Here is a 15,003-nt window from a genome sequence, read left to right as displayed (position 1 = left end):
GCTCAGGCTAAGTTCGACATTTCGCGGTTCGCCGAAGAAACCTTGATTGTAGAAATCGATACTAGAGTAGTAAGAAGCTATTTGGCATAGGAACTCGGCGCTAACAATAGGCTCGAAATGAGCGCTGCTAACAAGGTTTTATCCATCATGATTCCCCATCATAGTATTTTGTGACCGGCATTCTAATTGAAAACAATTCCCAGTACATCGTATTGATAACAATTTGCATTACCTTTACACTCGCGAAATACGATAAGTGTTAGGAAAGTCACAAATGGCGAAGATCAGTAACCGATTCTGGTTTATGTTGCATGGTTGGGTGTCGCTCCCAATTTGGTTGTTATTTTGTTTTATCTGTTTGACGGGCACGATTGCGGTACTGAGTCATGAGATCACTTGGTTAACGAATCCTGCATCGAGGGCGTTGAACCCTAATGATTTACCCGTAAAACCGGTTAGTGAATTAATGACGATTGTTGAGGAAGCCTACCCAAGTGCGGCAGTCTCTGGCGCTATGACCCTAGAACCTTATATGGTCAATGTGATCATGTTCAGTGACGCTGATAAACCCTATGCCATGGCCTATGTCAATCAATACACTGGTGAGATCCAACAGATTAATGAAGGCATGACATTTGCCGGTTTTATCAGATCTTTGCATGCTTGGTTATTATTTCCTTGGCAAAGCGGTTACAGCTTGGGTTATTACCTTGTCTGTTCGATGGCGCTGTTTATGCTCGCGTCTTTAGTGACGGGACTCATTGTTTATAAACGTTTTTGGCGAAGTTTTTTTGCTCCAAAATTGCGTGTGAGTCAAGGTAAAAAGACACTATTGGCCGATTTGCATAAATTGTCTGGTGTGTGGTCTATTTGGTTTATCGCGATTATGGCCGTTACCGGATTATGGTATTTAGTCCAAGCCATTTTTTGGCATGCTGATATTGATATTGAGCCACATGCGCCATTGGTTGCTGCTGAGCAATTGCCCTTTATCCAAAAGGGTGATGTGAATCCCGCAGATCCAAGCGTGACATTTGCACAAGCCTTAACATTAGCGCAAACGCACTTTCCAGACTTTCAACCAAGCTATGTGATGAAACCAGAGCATAATCGTGACATGTATCATCTGAGTGGTAGCGGCGATCACATTTTTTACGATCAGTATTCTTACAACCTCAGCATTAACCCTTGGACGGGGGAGATTGCAAAAATGACATCACCCGAGACGATGACAGGAATACAAACGCTAATGCATATCGCAGATCCTTTGCATTACGGTACCTTAGGTGGTATCTGGACAAAAATCATTTGGTTTATTTTTGGGGTGATCCTATCGGGTATGTCAATCACGGGATTTATGATGTGGGGACTGCGTAATGTGCGTGCAATTAAAAAAATGGGATCCCCCAGTACTGTGACAGATAGGTTAGAGGAGGTACGTTAATGGCTTTCATTCATTCAACTTTTTGGCAAAAAAATAAATATAAACTGAGTGGGTTTATTCTATTGCTCCCCCTATTGTTTTTGTATCAGTCGCTAACACCTACATTTCCACCGGCCTGGCAGGCTCAAGAGTTAGGTGAATTTAAAATAGCCCCTTTGCCCTTAGATCTAAAAGCACCCTATGTGCATCATGATGACTATGTGAAAGATTTTATGTTGGTTTTTGAAAAAGGTGAGGTAGGCAATATACGCCAAGGCTATGCCAATATTGGAACGCAGGCTTTGCCAATAGCAGATTTACAGCGCAGCGAGAATGGTATTTTGCACGGTAATAAGCATGGCCAACACGTACACGCCATCGCAACTAAGACGCTAACCTCCGCCGATAGTCTGTGGATATCGATAGAGAATTGGCAAGGTGAGTGGCAAGTGGCAAAGTGGCCTCTGCCTGCCGAGCTAATAGTACAGACACACTGAATGAGGTAAAAGCTAAACACTAATGGCGATCCTATGGAGTAATAATTTCAGGGTCGCTTTTAGTGGCGTAGATTAAGAATGATTAACCGAATACGGGTAAAGAATAACCTTTTTCACCGTAAACTCTCACTTTTGAAGGCATAAACACAGCGGGGACGTTTATTCCTCATTAATAAATGATGAATTTGTTATATACATCACCAAAATACAAATGAAAGTGATTCGCAATAGCGTTACCGTATATCCATCCTAAATAAACTCCCTAAATTACTATGCGCTTTTATCTACTACCTCTCGCGTCTGCCATTACGTTGGCATTAAACCCTTTGTCAGTTTTGGCTGCAGAGCCGTCTTCTGCAGCAGATGCAAATGATCAAAATATTGAAAAAATAACAGTGATGGGCAAGTACACTGTGAGTCGAACCATTGATACCGCCACAGGTTTAGGGCTGTCACTGCAGGAAACGCCACAGTCAGTGAGCATCTTGACCGCTGAACGGATCCAGGATCAGGCACTCAATACCGTTGTTGATGTGGTTAATAACACAGTAGGTTTGTCTTCATCTAAAACAGATAACGTTCGAAATGGCTTTATGGCCCGTGGTTTTGCGGTTCAGAATTACCAGATCGATGGCGTACCTTTATCTTGGAGTTTGGGGGGCGATGCAGGTGAAACTGTGTCTGATATCTCTCTGTATGAGCGTGTAGAGGTGGTGCGTGGTGCAACAGGCTTACTAACGGGGGCAGGGGATCCTTCTGCTTCAATCAACCTAGTGCGCAAACATGCCGACAGTGATGAACTTAAGGGCTATGTTGATGTTGCTACGGGTAGCTGGGATAAAAAACAAGTTACCGCAGATGTTTCTAATGGCCTCAACGACAGTGGCAATGTGCGCGGTCGCATGGTCGCGAAATATGTCAATAGCGATTCTTATCAGGATCTTTATCAAGACCGTAAGACCATTCTTTACGGCGTAATTGATTCAGACATTACTGACAACACTATGCTGCGCGTTGGCGGTAGTTACAATAACAACAACCCCAAAGGAGCGATGTGGGGTGCGTTACCAGCAGTATTCAGCGATGGTTCGGCTACTGATTGGGATGTTTCTACTACAACAGCGGCAGATTGGAGCCGTTGGGAAACGACTAACATCAACTATTTTGCTAACTTGAACCATTATTTCAGCAATGGTTGGCAGTTGGTGGCGAACTATAATCGCATGGAATATGAAACCACCACCAAAATGATCTATATGTCTGGCTTGCTGAATAAAGAAACCGGTGCAGGTTTGAGCGGTCAGCGTTATCACAGCCATGGTGAAAGTAACTCTGATAATTTCGATTTTCAGTTGAAAGGCGATTACCAACTCTTTAACCGTGAGCATCAATTTGTGACTGGTGCCTTATACAGCAAACAGAAATCCTATGCTGATACCTATGAACCCATCCGTGAGAATATGACAGGCTGGGACTCAAAGGCAGTTGAAAACTTTTATGATTGGCAAAGCAACGCCTTTGAAGAGCCTGAATGGTCAACAAACGCCAATCGCCAGTTGAATATGGATACCGAGCAGAAAGGTTTCTACGCAGCAACTCGGCTAACACTTACCGATGATTTAAAAGTGATTGCCGGTGGCCGTATTTCTAGTTGGAACCGCGAAGGGATCAGTTATGGTACTGATACCAACTTTGGTGATGATGGCGTGTTCGTTCCTTATGTTGGCGCCTTGTATGACATAAACGAAGAGCATCGTGTTTACGCCAGTTATACCGAAATATTTAATCCGCAGAATAAACAAGATGCTAGCGGTAACTATCTGGATCCACTCGAAGGTAAAGCCTATGAAATCGGTTTAAAGAGCGCTTACCTGGACGACCGTCTGCACACCACTGTGGCACTGTTTAAGATTGAACAGGATAATTTTGCTAAGCAAGATACAGACTTTGAGCCGACGGATGAGCAAAAAGCAAATGGTCAGACAAGTGCTTATTATGCAATACAAGGTACTAAAAGTACTGGCTTTGAGTTAGAAGTTGTGGGGGAGTTTATTGATGGCTGGAATATTTCGACAGGTTACTCTCAATTCACCGCAGAAGATGCAGAAGGCAAAGAACTTGAGACCACGAGCCCTCGCAAACAGTTTAAACTCTTTACTACCTATCAGTTTGTCGATCATTTACCTGAATTAACTGTTGGCGGTGGTGTTAACTGGCAGAGTGATAGTTACGCACAAAATGGTAGCGTTGTAATTGAGCAAGATGCTTATTCACTAGTTAACCTAATGGCTCGTTATAATCTGGCGGAAAATATGGATCTACAACTTAATCTCGAAAACCTGCTGGATGAAAAATACTATGCCTATATGTCTGCAGCATCCTATATGCCTCTTGCATACAGTGTGTATCATTACGGAACCCCACGTAATGTGACCCTGAGCTTTAATTACCGCTTTTAAATTTTCCGCTAAATAAAAGGAGTAGCCGATTTATCGGCTACTCCTTTTTTATCTTCTATTATTGTTATTCCCAATATTTTGATGGCTTGTTTCGTGCGTATTAACGACTCAGTACTGATATCGATAAATATTGGGCTAGCTCACCTATGGTTCGTTCCCAAATCTAATACTGTTATTAACTGAAAGCGGGAAGATGACGCCCTTCAATCTAGTTATGGAATGGCAACATATTGTATTGGTAGTTTTCCCTCTTTCTTGTGCGCATTGTATTGTCAACAATCAGTGCGGCAACGAACAGAGTCAATAGAAAAATATAGGTATACTCATGCCATTAGCCTTATTACAATGTTGTGGTTTATCGCCAGCTTTTTAAGCTAAAGACCAGATGTTACATAGATTAAGCCGTTATTGGACTGATAAAGTATTTTATGTAGATGACAGACTGTCAATAATTCATATATATTAATAATAGACATAAGTGTTTGACTATTTAGTCAATAATCATGTAAAAACTGCGCTTTTAATGAGAAATAATATCATTGTAAATATGAGCTTGTTTAGGGTCTGTTGATCTTTGCTGTACAAATGTTGTTCAGCAATACATCGGCAGCCACATTAACATAAACGCCAGTGACACCATACTGGCGTAATTTCTTGCTAGCTTGTCATATCTTGTTGATATTGCTCGATAGTGCTTAATTCTTCCAAAAGCATTCTCCACTAAATGTCGATACCGATATAAGCACCAATCGACTCTTTCTTGAGGTGTATTCTTATAGCGGCGCCTTGGAATAACAGATTTCCCGCCTTTATTTGCGATAAGTTCACGAAAAGCATCGCTGTCATAACCTTTATCTGCAATGACGGTATCAACCTGCTTCAGGTGCTCAATTAAGCTGGGGGCGTGTGTAATATCGTGTTTTTGGCCTTCTGATAATTCGAAATAAATCGGTAATCCTCCGCTGTCGACGGCTAAGTGAATTTTGGTTGAATTACCGCCTCGACTTTTACCAATACTCTCATTACTTAGCGTCGCTGCACCTGCACTGTGCTGGTGAGCCCGCACTATCGAGCCATCAATAAAGACCCATTCTATATCAGCAAGGTTGGCTAAGGCCTTGAATAAATGTGCTAGAACGCCTTTCTTAGACCATAAATGAAACCGTCTAAAGACCGTGCTCCAATGACCGAACTCTTTAGGTAAATCTCGCCAAGGGATACCTGTTCTAAGGCGGTAAAGAATACCTTCGAATGTTTGTCTATGTTCAGGTTTGTCATAAACACGGCCTGTGCTTTTCATTAAATGAAATAGCTTTTCCCAGCGTGCATCGGTTAGCATAAGTCTTGGCATGGCTTGAGGTTATGGTTACTTTTGGCGAAGCAAATTATAACGTCTTGCCATGCTGTCTAAAAATCACTCTCGAAAGATCAACAGACCCTAGTAAGTTTACTTTCATCAATGCATAGAAAAGTGATTCATTTTTCACAGTAAAGACCAAGGACTCCCGTTTTGAGGAGAATAATATGCAAATAGAAACGCTTTATGATGTTATGCAATGGACTAGAAGTATACACCAACAGCTGCATGTATTTGCGGCACATTGCGCACTTACAAATGATAGCGAAAGAAGTGGATTACTGTTGGAGTATATTTCAGCCCACGAGCAAAAAATGGCACTGGTTATCAGACAGTTCGAAGATAATGGCAATAGCAATGCACTTAACACTTATTGTCGGCATTATTATGAAAAAACCGCTATTCCTTTTAACACCATAGGTGAACATCCGTTTAAGAGGATGGATACGGATGAAATAGCGATGGCCACACTTGAGTATCATAAAAATATTGTAGGGCTGTTTGAATATCTGCAAAATTGCAGTTCTGCACCTTCCGTAACTGAATTTCTTAGCAACATACTGTCCCTTGAAGAAGCTGAAAAGCGATTGCTGGCACGTAATATGAAACAAATCGATGACTTCTAGTATGTTTGCTAAAAATCACATCCTTGTACCTATTGCTCGGTGTAGCCTCGGTATTTATTCTGTAGTTCAGATATTGAAATCTTGACTTCTGTGGGTAACAAGTAGATCTGCCATCACAATAATTATTGATTAGCCTTGAAACTAAAGTGTATGACTTAAACTGCCACCTTATTAAGGATTAACATGAATCAACCCCTGATCATTGATTACTACTCTGATATTCTTTGTGTGTGGGCTTGGGTTGCACAACAACGTATTGAGGAGTTAAATCAAAAGTTAGAAAATAAAATTCATTTTAAATATCATTATCTTGATGTATTTGGTGATGTTCAAACAAAAATTGAGACACAATGGAAACAGAAAGGTCAATATAATGGTTTTGCAGAACATGTACATAAATCTGCATCTATCCGTGATGACGTTCCCACAAACTCAAAAATATGGACAGAAGTCAGACCGACAACGTCGGCCAATGCTCATTTAGTGCTTAAAGCCATTGAACTTATCTATGACAAAAACACCAGTATCAATATGGCATTGAAATTTCGGAGTGCATTTTTTATCGACGCATTGGATATTGGTAAGCTTGAAATACTTTATGATCTGGTTGATTTCTATGGGCTGGAACAGAAAAAAATCATCTCAAGCGTTCATGATGGTTCTGCTATAGCCGCATTAATGAGCAACTACCAAAAGTCAGCACAACAAAATCTACAAGGCAGTCCAAGCTATATTATCGACGAAGGTAGACAAATATTTTATGGTAACGTAGGTTATCGTGTTCTTCTTGCGAATATAGAAGCATTATTGTAAAAATCAGCAGTCGAGGCTAGTTGGTGCTAAAAACCTTAGACTACCAGTCTGTGGTTCTCTAAGTTCTACAATATGCTATGAACACCTCTAGACCATTTTAACGTTTTTAGAGTTATACCTCTTAGTTCCTTCTTCGTTTAGCCACTGAATACTCATATTCATATTTTTAATGGCATCGATGACATACCAAAATGTAGCTACATTAGGTATCAACTGATGTTTCATTGTGTTTTAAGTTAAATTGCGGATTAAAATATTTATAATGTGTACGCTATAGCACAGACACACTTTTAGATAAATTATATATTGGATACAGAGTTTAGATTGATATGCCTTTAATGGGTAATCTTTATCTTAATAAGATGGTTTGTGTTGTTTATCTTGATATTTTGGCTCATCATTAGGAAGTCAGCTTTAGCTAAAAAATCACTAGATAATTAAATAATGGAATTCAGCCATGACTAATGCTAAATTTCAGCAAATAAAATAATCTCCACAATTTATACTTAAGATAAAATTCAAGATTGCTACATAACCACCCCTATTTAAACCAATGTTATATTGTAGAATTCATACCTAAGTTGACGCGGTGTGATTGATGTGTAACCAGTCACACAATTTTATGAAAACACAGGAATTTATTTTCCCCGTCTAATTTACCATATGGTTTTACTGATATTTTACCAACTAAGATATTTACTAAAAATATTTAGATGTTTGCTAAACGCTATTTACTAAAATGAAAAATAGCTCATAGCTGATTGTTAGCGCTCATTATTATTTAGATGTTATATCAACAACAAAAGGAAATTGACCATGAACAAAGACCAAATAGAAGGTTCAATAAAAGACGCTGCAGGCAAAGTGCAGCAAAAAATTGGTGAGATCGTTGGCAACCCGAAACAGCAGATGAAAGGGGTTCAGAAACAGATAAAAGGTAAAACTCAAAAAGCAATTGGTAATGTAAAAGAAGCGGCTAAGGATGCCGAAAAACACAGTTGATGTCAGAGGCTTTTACAATTAAGTAAGCACCTTAAGCATAAAGTTTGGCAGCTTTATGTGGGTATTTAAAAGGATCTTTGTCATATTGATTAAGATTTCTGGTTCGAGTTATATCCATAATGTCTAGGAGACTCTCATGAGTATAGGAACAATATTATTGGTGGTTTTGATTCTGATGCTGATCGGTGTGGCTCCGACTTGGCCACACAGTAAGAGCTGGGGGTACGGCCCGAGCGGTGGATTAGGTTTGGTAGTATTGATCCTCGTTATACTCCTTCTACTCGGTAAAATTTGAGCGATAAAGCCTAAGTGATGTATGACTTCAATATTGAGTCATCATTTCTAATTGCCGTAGGTAGCTAAAAATAGTGAGTGATGTTTTTAGTCGTTCAAAAATGGCTGACATCGCTCGTTTTTCTTGTACGGCAGTGCTCGCCATACTGAGATTGAAAGGTCCTGTACGTCTAAGATTTACACGCAAGATATTTCGTTAAGGTGGCATTAGGTGAAGTCCTTGACGCTAAAAATGAAAGTCACTAAGTCCGTAGAATACAGTGTCCGTAGTAATACATTTGCACGCTAGTATTCTGCAAGGCTGTATGAAATGAGCTAAATGGTGCAATAACACATGCAGAGGTTTGTATTATAAGAACGGCAGCTTAGTGACTAAAGGCGTTTGCTCACGAAAATGGCTTGCTCAAACAGCCAGATTGAATACTTATTTGTGAACAATAGGTGTGTGAGCAACAGGCGTATCTGTAAAAAGGTAATGTTTTAGCTGTTTATCAAAGCTCGGATCTTGTCTCCTTATCCATTCTTGTAGCATTGCAGCATGTTCTTTTTCTTCGTCTCGATTATGTATAAGTATCTCTCTCAACTCATTATTTTTGCACGCATCAATTCTTTGGTTATACCAGTCTATTGCTTCAAGCTCTTCCATCAGTGATGTAAGTGCACGGTGCATGTCCTTGGTTTTATCGGTGAGTTCAGTAATGGGTTCATGATAACCTTCATTCGACATTGGGATTTCCTCGCTAAATGCAGATAGGATCGCTCACTATTGAGCGGTGATGATAATTGCAGATGATTGTCTTAACGCTATTTTCAACGAACAGACTTTGAATGCATTATTCTGCGACCTTAACCGTCGAGTGTCTGTTCGATGCCGTACTTAGTCAAAAATTTTTAGGCCGCTCGTTTAAAAGGATTGGAGAGGGCGCAGAAATACCACTGCGAATATTTGATTTAGCACAGGATATTACTTTGGATTTTGAACTTTGAGATATTTGGGAATGAATTTTAAATCAAAAGATAAAGGCAGTGAAAACCATAAACACCTGCTTTAAAAGGCAGATTAATTGTATTTAGCTTGATAAGCAGAGGGGGATTAATGAAATACATAATAAGAAATGGTACACCCGAGTGGACTCGAACCACCGACCCCTACCATGTCAAGGTAGTGCTCTAACCAACTGAGCTACGGGTGCACTGTTTGAATTTCAAATTTAGACTCTTTGAAGAGAGTGGTACACCCGAGTGGACTCGAACCACCGACCCCTACCATGTCAAGGTAGTGCTCTAACCAACTGAGCTACGGGTGCATTGCAAAATTTAACAAGCTATTCAAAAGCGTTGCGCCTTGGAACGAGCGCTATATTAGGGGCATAGCGCAGGGCTGGCAAGCAAAAAAAACAAATTTGTCGTCAAATGGTGAATTGCTGTGCAACTTGCCCAGTGTTTCAACAACACCGCTGATAAAACCGCAATTTCCTATTCGCTTTACTTCAGAGAATGCATCGAAATCAAACTGATAAACCAAAAGGCGAGCACTGTCGCTCGCCATTAATGCAATCAATGGTGAGCACTGTCACCTTCAATAAGGCTCAAATGCACGCCATGCTTTTGGATGTAACGCAGACGAATGAAAAATAACAGCGCTGCTGAGGTCAAGCCCGCAATCAATCCTGCCCAGAATCCATGGGCGCCCATCGCGGGAACGATATGGTCCGTATAAGCTAAGGTATAACCGAGTGACATACCAATCCCCCAGTAGGAAAACAGCGTGATATAAAAGGCGCTGCGTGTATCTTTATAACCGCGAAGAGCACCCGCTGCGACCACTTGAACTGAATCAGATAATTGATACAGGGCTGCCATCAACATCAAGTTGCCGGCTAAGGCAACCACTTCAGGATCACCATTATAAAGTTTCGCAATTTGGAATCTAAATAAGACGGTCAAAACCGCTGTCGTTAGAGCAAGGGATAGTGCCAGCCATAAGCCCACTTTAGTGACCACCGCGGAAATATCAGCGCGATCACGGCCTAAGTAATAACCAATCCGAATCGATACCGCGATACCGATAGATAACGGCAGCATAAATACGATGGCAGAAAAGTTGAGCGCAATCTGGTGACTTGCGACTACTGTTGCGCCAAGTGGCGCGAGTAATAGCGCTATGATGGCAAATAAACTCACTTCAAAAAACAGCGCCATTGCTATCGGCATGCCGAGTTTGGTCATTTTCTTCATCGTTTCAAAGTCTGGGCGATGAAATTTACTGAAGGGAGCTAAAGCCGCGAATTTTTTATGTAACTGCATGTAAATGGTCATGGCTACTAGCATGGCCCAGAATACGAGGGCAGTGGCGATACCACAGCCTGCGCCGCCCATGGCCGGTACGCCAAAGTGTCCATAAATAAAAATATAGTTAGCGGGGATATTTACGGCTAGACCGACAAAACCAATGACCATGGTCGGTAAGGTATAGGATATACCTTCACTGCAGCCACGTAGCACTTGATAAAGCACAAATGCGGGTGCGCCCCATAAAATACCGTCGAGATATCCTATGGTTAAGCGGTATAATTCGGGTTCTAAATCCATATGGCTAAGCACAAAGGGCGCAGATGCGAGGAAAACCATCACGCCAATGCCGCCAATGATGGCAAGATAGGCACCTTGAAAGGCCAAAGGTTGGATGGCTTTTTGATTATTCGCTCCATTGTAGTGGGCAAATAAAGGCGTAAAAGCCATCAGTAAACCTTGGACGAACAGAATAGCGGGTAACCAAAGGCTAGTGCCGACCGCAACAGCGGCCATATCAACCGCGCTAACACGGCCCGCCATAACGGTATCAATAAAGCCCATCATGGTCTGAGTGACCTGAGCTATTAGCACCGGCAGCGCCAATTGGATTAAACGTTTGGCTTGATAGCCTGAATGATTCATAAATACAGCCTTTAACGATTAAGCGAGCAGAAAATGTTTACAGGTATAGTTCAAGCCACCTGCGAGGTGGTTGCAATACATAAGAAAGATGGCCTAAATACCCTTGAGGTAGCGTTCGAACCTGATTTGCATGAGGGACTTGCGATTGGTGCAAGTGTGGCAAATAACGGGGTATGTCTTACTGTGACTCAGGTCGTTGATGATAGGGTATTTTTCGACGTAGTGGAAGAGACCTTGCGACTGACGAATCTGGCTAATTTGTCTATAGGTCAAAGCGTCAATGTTGAGCGTTCGTTAACTTTTGGTAGTGAAATTGGTGGGCACATTCTCTCTGGCCATATCCATACTAAGGCCAAAGTCATCGATATTAGCCATACAGAACAGCATTATGATCTGACACTTGGCATTGAGCCTAAATGGATGGATTACATTTTTTATAAAGGTTTTGTTGGCGTTAATGGCTGTAGTTTAACGGTTGGCGAGGTGAGTGACTCAGGCTTTAAATTGCACTTAATCCCTGAAACCTTAAAGCTGACCAATTTAAGCCTGTGCAAAGTGGGGGATGAACTCAATATCGAGATCGACAGCCAAACGCAAGTTATCGTCGACACAGTCGAGCGCGTGCTGGCCAGGCGTTTTAACGAACAAGCACGTTAGTTTTGTGACATCGCAGCGTGTAGTGCAATCTCGTTTAATAGATTTGCTCGTCGTCTGAATCGATATACAGCTCAACCGTTCGTCTCGATTCATCGATGTGTAAGCGTAAGTGAATCGGATTACAACAAATTCGGCAGTCATCGTAATAATCTTGGTCTCCACAGCTGGCATCGATACTGATATCTTGATGGTGCCCGCAGTGGGGACAAGCAATAACTTTGTTCATGACTCTCATGGTGCAACTCCTTATCGCCAATAGAGCGAATCGCTCTGCTCAATCAACGCATCTCATACTTCGTACGCTTATCGCTTATATTGTCTGCGCTTTGTCGATATTCGAAACCTGAGTGCGCTTTATGTGCTTCCTATTTGAGTATACAGCAGAGTGCAGTGCACTGACTTAGATGAAGTCGGTCTCAAAACGCAGCATGATAGACCTTCTGGTTAAATATTTTCTTGTTGGATCATTATTTCTTCTAAAAACTAGTCCTTTACCGTCACTAACCCCTCCATTTCACTGCTGTGTAACACGCCATCGCGGGCATCTTGGGTAATATCCAGCGTTAAACGCTGCATCTGTTGCTCAAGTTCACTTTTAATATCAACGAGTAACACTTGAGTATCAATCAAAGATTTGCTTGTAATTTTCACCTGCGGCTCAGGTAAAGCGGTTGCAGTGTGCGTGAGTGTTACAGCCAGTAGAATGCAGTTCAACATATCAACTCCCTTGTCATGTTTTCAGTGATGCCCAATAAACTGGCGCTAGAATAGGGGAGTTAGATGACCAAGAAGTTACCCAGACACTGCAAAATCATGAATATGCTTTTTGTTTCCAATCCCAATTCTGGTCAATATGCTTGCGCCTTTTAGCTACAATCCCTTAGAATAAACGCCCTGCTACGCAAGGCGGCTAAGACTCCTGTACTGTCTTAACCTAGCGAGCATTTCTCTTACATTAACTAAAACCAAGTGGCCCTACGTGTGGGTCACCACTGGAAAGGACATTTCATGCCTGTAATTACACTTCCCGATGGTAGCAAACGCGAGTTTGCCCATGCTGTATCGACCCTCGATGTTGCCGCCGATATTGGCCCTGGTTTAGCGAAAGCTTGTATCGCTGGCCGCGTTAATGGCGAATTAAAAGATGCTTGCGATCTCATTGAAACCGATGCTGAGCTATCAATCATTACCGCCAAAGACGAAGACGGTGTTGAAATTCTTCGCCATTCTTGCGCGCATTTATTAGGTCACGCGATTAAGCAAATGTGGCCAGAAACCAAGATGGCGATTGGTCCTGTTATCGATAATGGCTTCTACTATGATATCGACCTTGAGCACAAGTTGACTCAAGATGACATCGACGCCTTAGAAAAGCGCATGCTTCAACTGGCAAAAACCAACTATGACGTAGTAAAACGTGTCGTTAGCTGGCAAGAAGCCCGTGATACATTCGCTGCGCGCGGTGAAGATTATAAGATTGCCATTCTGGATGAGAACATCAGCAAAGACGCGACGCCTGCGCTATATCATCACGAAGAATACACTGACATGTGTCGTGGACCGCACGTACCTAACATGCGTTTCTGCCAACATTTTAAATTAATGAGCATTGCCGGCGCTTATTGGCGTGGCAACTCAGAAAACAAGATGTTGCAACGTATCTATGGTACCGCTTGGGCCGACAAAAAAGCCCTGAGTACGCACTTAACCCGTCTTGAAGAAGCGGCTAAGCGTGACCACCGTAAAATCGGTAAGCAGCTCGACTTGTATCACATGCAAGAAGAAGCACCGGGTATGGTGTTTTGGCATAACGACGGTTGGAGCATTTTCCTCGAATTAGAAAGATTCATTCGCCGTAAGCTAAACCAATACACTTACCAAGAAGTGAAAGGTCCATTAATGATGGACCGCGTGTTGTGGGAACGTTCTGGTCACTGGGATAAATACTCAGAAGCCATGTTCACGACCAGCAGCGAAAACCGCGAATACGCTATCAAGCCAATGAACTGCCCTGGCCACGTGCAGATCTTCAACCAAGGGTTGAAATCTTACCGTGATCTACCATTGCGTATGGCGGAATTTGGTTGCTGTCACCGTAATGAACCTTCAGGCTCGTTACATGGATTAATGCGTGTACGTGGTTTTACGCAAGACGACGCCCATATTTTCTGTACTGACAGCCAAGTTCAAGAAGAAGTGAGTGCCTGTATCCAGATGGTTTACGATACTTACGCCACCTTCGGCTTTGAAAATATCGTAGTAAAACTGTCTACTCGCCCAGAGAAACGTATCGGTGACGATGCAATGTGGGACAGAGCAGAAGAAGCACTTAAGCAAGCTCTGCGTGCCAATAATATTGAATTCACTATTTTGCCAGGCGAAGGCGCGTTCTACGGACCCAAAATCGAATTTACTTTACACGATTGTTTGGACCGAGCGTGGCAATGTGGTACTGTGCAGCTCGATTATGCGTTGCCAAGCCGTCTTGGTGCAACTTACGTTGCCGAAGATAACAGCCGTCAGACCCCAGTGATGATCCATCGTGCTATTTTAGGCTCTTTGGAACGATTCTTGGGTATCTTGATAGAAGAATATGCAGGACGTTTCCCAACTTGGTTAGCCCCAATGCAAGTTGTCGTGATGAATATCACCGATAAACAGGCTGATTATGTTGAAGAAGTCGTAAAATTCTTCAAAGAACAAGGTATTCGAGCGTCTTTTGACTTGAGGAATGAGAAAATAGGCTTTAAAATACGCGAGCACACCTTAAGGCGTGTCCCTTATTTGTTGGTCGTTGGCGATCAAGAAATGGAAAATAAGGAAGTAGCGGTGCGTACCCGTGATGGTATCGATTTAGGTAAGATGCGACTTGAAGATTTCGCCACTAAAATCCATCAACAGATTTCGCTCCGTAGTCTCAAATTGTTGGAGGAATAGG

Annotated in this window: 14 protein-coding genes and 2 tRNA genes; 9 read left to right on the top strand and 7 right to left on the bottom strand. The window is 42.0% G+C overall.

Annotated elements, in window-relative coordinates:
• Positions 1–274: 274 nt before the first annotated feature.
• The 3 genes from CKQ84_RS20065 to CKQ84_RS20055 all read left to right on the top strand — a co-directional run bounded on the left by CKQ84_RS20065 (position 275) and on the right by CKQ84_RS20055 (position 4,379).
• A complete protein-coding gene (locus CKQ84_RS20065) occupies positions 275–1,444 on the top strand; it encodes a PepSY domain-containing protein (protein ID WP_105252513.1) in 1,170 nt (389 codons plus the stop codon).
• Positions 1,444–1,920: a hypothetical protein gene (locus CKQ84_RS20060; RefSeq protein WP_105252512.1), complete on the top strand. Its 477-nt coding sequence runs from the start codon at positions 1,444–1,446 to the stop codon at positions 1,918–1,920. Before CKQ84_RS20065 ends, CKQ84_RS20060 begins: the two co-directional genes overlap by 1 nt.
• A 272-nt stretch (positions 1,921–2,192) precedes the next feature.
• The gene (locus tag CKQ84_RS20055) at positions 2,193–4,379 is read left to right on the top strand and encodes a TonB-dependent siderophore receptor (RefSeq protein ID WP_105252511.1); all 2,187 of its coding nucleotides are present in this window, start codon (positions 2,193–2,195) and stop codon (positions 4,377–4,379) included.
• A 592-nt stretch (positions 4,380–4,971) separates the two neighbouring features.
• On the opposite strand, the gene CKQ84_RS20050 is transcribed toward CKQ84_RS20055, so the two are convergent.
• Positions 4,972–5,730: an IS5-like element ISSod6 family transposase gene (locus CKQ84_RS20050; protein ID WP_011071076.1), complete on the bottom strand. Its 759-nt coding sequence runs from the start codon at positions 5,728–5,730 to the stop codon at positions 4,972–4,974.
• Between the two features lie 173 nt (positions 5,731–5,903).
• Here CKQ84_RS20050 and CKQ84_RS20045 point away from each other — a divergent pair, with 173 nt between their 5' ends.
• The 4 genes from CKQ84_RS20045 (at position 5,904) to CKQ84_RS20030 (ending at position 8,472) form a co-directional block, all read left to right on the top strand.
• Entirely contained in the window at positions 5,904–6,362 is a 459-nt protein-coding gene (locus CKQ84_RS20045) for a hypothetical protein (RefSeq protein ID WP_105252510.1), read from the top strand.
• A gap of 183 nt (positions 6,363–6,545) precedes the next feature.
• Positions 6,546–7,175: a DsbA family protein gene (locus CKQ84_RS20040; RefSeq protein ID WP_105252509.1), complete on the top strand. Its 630-nt coding sequence runs from the start codon at positions 6,546–6,548 to the stop codon at positions 7,173–7,175.
• A gap of 816 nt (positions 7,176–7,991) precedes the next feature.
• Complete coding sequence (locus CKQ84_RS20035) at positions 7,992–8,177, top strand: CsbD family protein (RefSeq protein ID WP_028759929.1); 186 nt, start codon at positions 7,992–7,994, stop codon at positions 8,175–8,177.
• Positions 8,178–8,319: 142 nt separating this feature from the next.
• Positions 8,320–8,472, top strand: coding sequence for a DUF3309 family protein (locus CKQ84_RS20030; RefSeq protein WP_301553935.1), 153 nt, complete (start codon positions 8,320–8,322; stop codon positions 8,470–8,472).
• Between the two features lie 423 nt (positions 8,473–8,895).
• On the opposite strand, the gene CKQ84_RS20025 is transcribed toward CKQ84_RS20030, so the two are convergent.
• The 4 genes from CKQ84_RS20025 to CKQ84_RS20005 form a co-directional block, all read right to left on the bottom strand.
• A complete protein-coding gene (locus CKQ84_RS20025) occupies positions 8,896–9,198 on the bottom strand; it encodes an encapsulin-associated ferritin-like protein (protein WP_105252507.1) in 303 nt (100 codons plus the stop codon).
• A 389-nt stretch (positions 9,199–9,587) separates the two neighbouring features.
• Positions 9,588–9,664: transfer RNA gene (locus tag CKQ84_RS20020), tRNA-Val, on the bottom strand.
• 37 nt (positions 9,665–9,701) lie between these two features.
• Positions 9,702–9,778 (bottom strand) — tRNA-Val (locus CKQ84_RS20015).
• Between the two features lie 250 nt (positions 9,779–10,028).
• Complete coding sequence (locus CKQ84_RS20005; protein ID WP_105252505.1) at positions 10,029–11,408, bottom strand: MATE family efflux transporter; 1,380 nt, start codon at positions 11,406–11,408, stop codon at positions 10,029–10,031.
• 33 nt (positions 11,409–11,441) lie between these two features.
• On the opposite strand from CKQ84_RS20005, the gene CKQ84_RS20000 reads away from it, so the two are divergent.
• A complete protein-coding gene (locus tag CKQ84_RS20000; RefSeq protein WP_105252504.1) occupies positions 11,442–12,065 on the top strand; it encodes a riboflavin synthase subunit alpha in 624 nt (207 codons plus the stop codon).
• A gap of 34 nt (positions 12,066–12,099) precedes the next feature.
• Here CKQ84_RS20000 and CKQ84_RS19995 read toward each other — a convergent pair whose 3' ends face one another.
• Together CKQ84_RS19995 and CKQ84_RS19990 are read right to left on the bottom strand one after the other, a co-directional pair.
• Positions 12,100–12,300 carry a CPXCG motif-containing cysteine-rich protein gene (locus tag CKQ84_RS19995; RefSeq protein WP_028759934.1) on the bottom strand — a complete coding sequence of 67 codons (201 nt, stop codon included), beginning with the start codon at positions 12,298–12,300 and terminating at the stop codon, positions 12,100–12,102.
• 248 nt (positions 12,301–12,548) lie between these two features.
• Positions 12,549–12,782, bottom strand: a complete 234-nt coding sequence (locus CKQ84_RS19990) for a hypothetical protein (RefSeq protein WP_028759935.1) — start codon at positions 12,780–12,782, stop codon at positions 12,549–12,551.
• Positions 12,783–13,073: 291 nt separating this feature from the next.
• On the opposite strand from CKQ84_RS19990, the gene thrS reads away from it, so the two are divergent.
• Complete coding sequence (thrS, locus tag CKQ84_RS19985; protein WP_105252503.1) at positions 13,074–15,002, top strand: threonine--tRNA ligase; 1,929 nt, start codon at positions 13,074–13,076, stop codon at positions 15,000–15,002.
• The last annotated feature ends 1 nt before the right edge of the window (position 15,003 follow it).

The sequence above is a fragment of the Shewanella sp. WE21 genome (assembly GCF_002966515.1).
Classification (GTDB): domain Bacteria; phylum Pseudomonadota; class Gammaproteobacteria; order Enterobacterales; family Shewanellaceae; genus Shewanella; species Shewanella oncorhynchi.
Note: the sequence above shows the minus strand (reverse complement) of the source record. Positions and strands in the feature narration are given on the sequence as shown.

What these genes read in the sequence shown, in the direction of transcription:
- CKQ84_RS20065 (WP_105252513.1), top strand. Translation starts at nt 275, where the DNA reads ATGGCGAAGATCAGTAACCGATTCTGGTTTATGTTGCATGGTTGGGTG.
- CKQ84_RS20060 (WP_105252512.1), top strand. Translation starts at nt 1,444, where the DNA reads ATGGCTTTCATTCATTCAACTTTTTGGCAAAAAAATAAATATAAACTG.
- CKQ84_RS20055 (WP_105252511.1), top strand. Translation starts at nt 2,193, where the DNA reads ATGCGCTTTTATCTACTACCTCTCGCGTCTGCCATTACGTTGGCATTA.
- CKQ84_RS20050 (WP_011071076.1), bottom strand. Translation starts at nt 5,730, where the DNA reads ATGCCAAGACTTATGCTAACCGATGCACGCTGGGAAAAGCTATTTCAT.
- CKQ84_RS20045 (WP_105252510.1), top strand. Translation starts at nt 5,904, where the DNA reads ATGCAAATAGAAACGCTTTATGATGTTATGCAATGGACTAGAAGTATA.
- CKQ84_RS20040 (WP_105252509.1), top strand. Translation starts at nt 6,546, where the DNA reads ATGAATCAACCCCTGATCATTGATTACTACTCTGATATTCTTTGTGTG.
- CKQ84_RS20035 (WP_028759929.1), top strand. Translation starts at nt 7,992, where the DNA reads ATGAACAAAGACCAAATAGAAGGTTCAATAAAAGACGCTGCAGGCAAA.
- CKQ84_RS20025 (WP_105252507.1), bottom strand. Translation starts at nt 9,198, where the DNA reads ATGTCGAATGAAGGTTATCATGAACCCATTACTGAACTCACCGATAAA.
- CKQ84_RS20005 (WP_105252505.1), bottom strand. Translation starts at nt 11,408, where the DNA reads ATGAATCATTCAGGCTATCAAGCCAAACGTTTAATCCAATTGGCGCTG.
- CKQ84_RS20000 (WP_105252504.1), top strand. Translation starts at nt 11,442, where the DNA reads ATGTTTACAGGTATAGTTCAAGCCACCTGCGAGGTGGTTGCAATACAT.
- CKQ84_RS19995 (WP_028759934.1), bottom strand. Translation starts at nt 12,300, where the DNA reads ATGAGAGTCATGAACAAAGTTATTGCTTGTCCCCACTGCGGGCACCAT.
- CKQ84_RS19990 (WP_028759935.1), bottom strand. Translation starts at nt 12,782, where the DNA reads ATGTTGAACTGCATTCTACTGGCTGTAACACTCACGCACACTGCAACC.
- thrS (WP_105252503.1), top strand. Translation starts at nt 13,074, where the DNA reads ATGCCTGTAATTACACTTCCCGATGGTAGCAAACGCGAGTTTGCCCAT.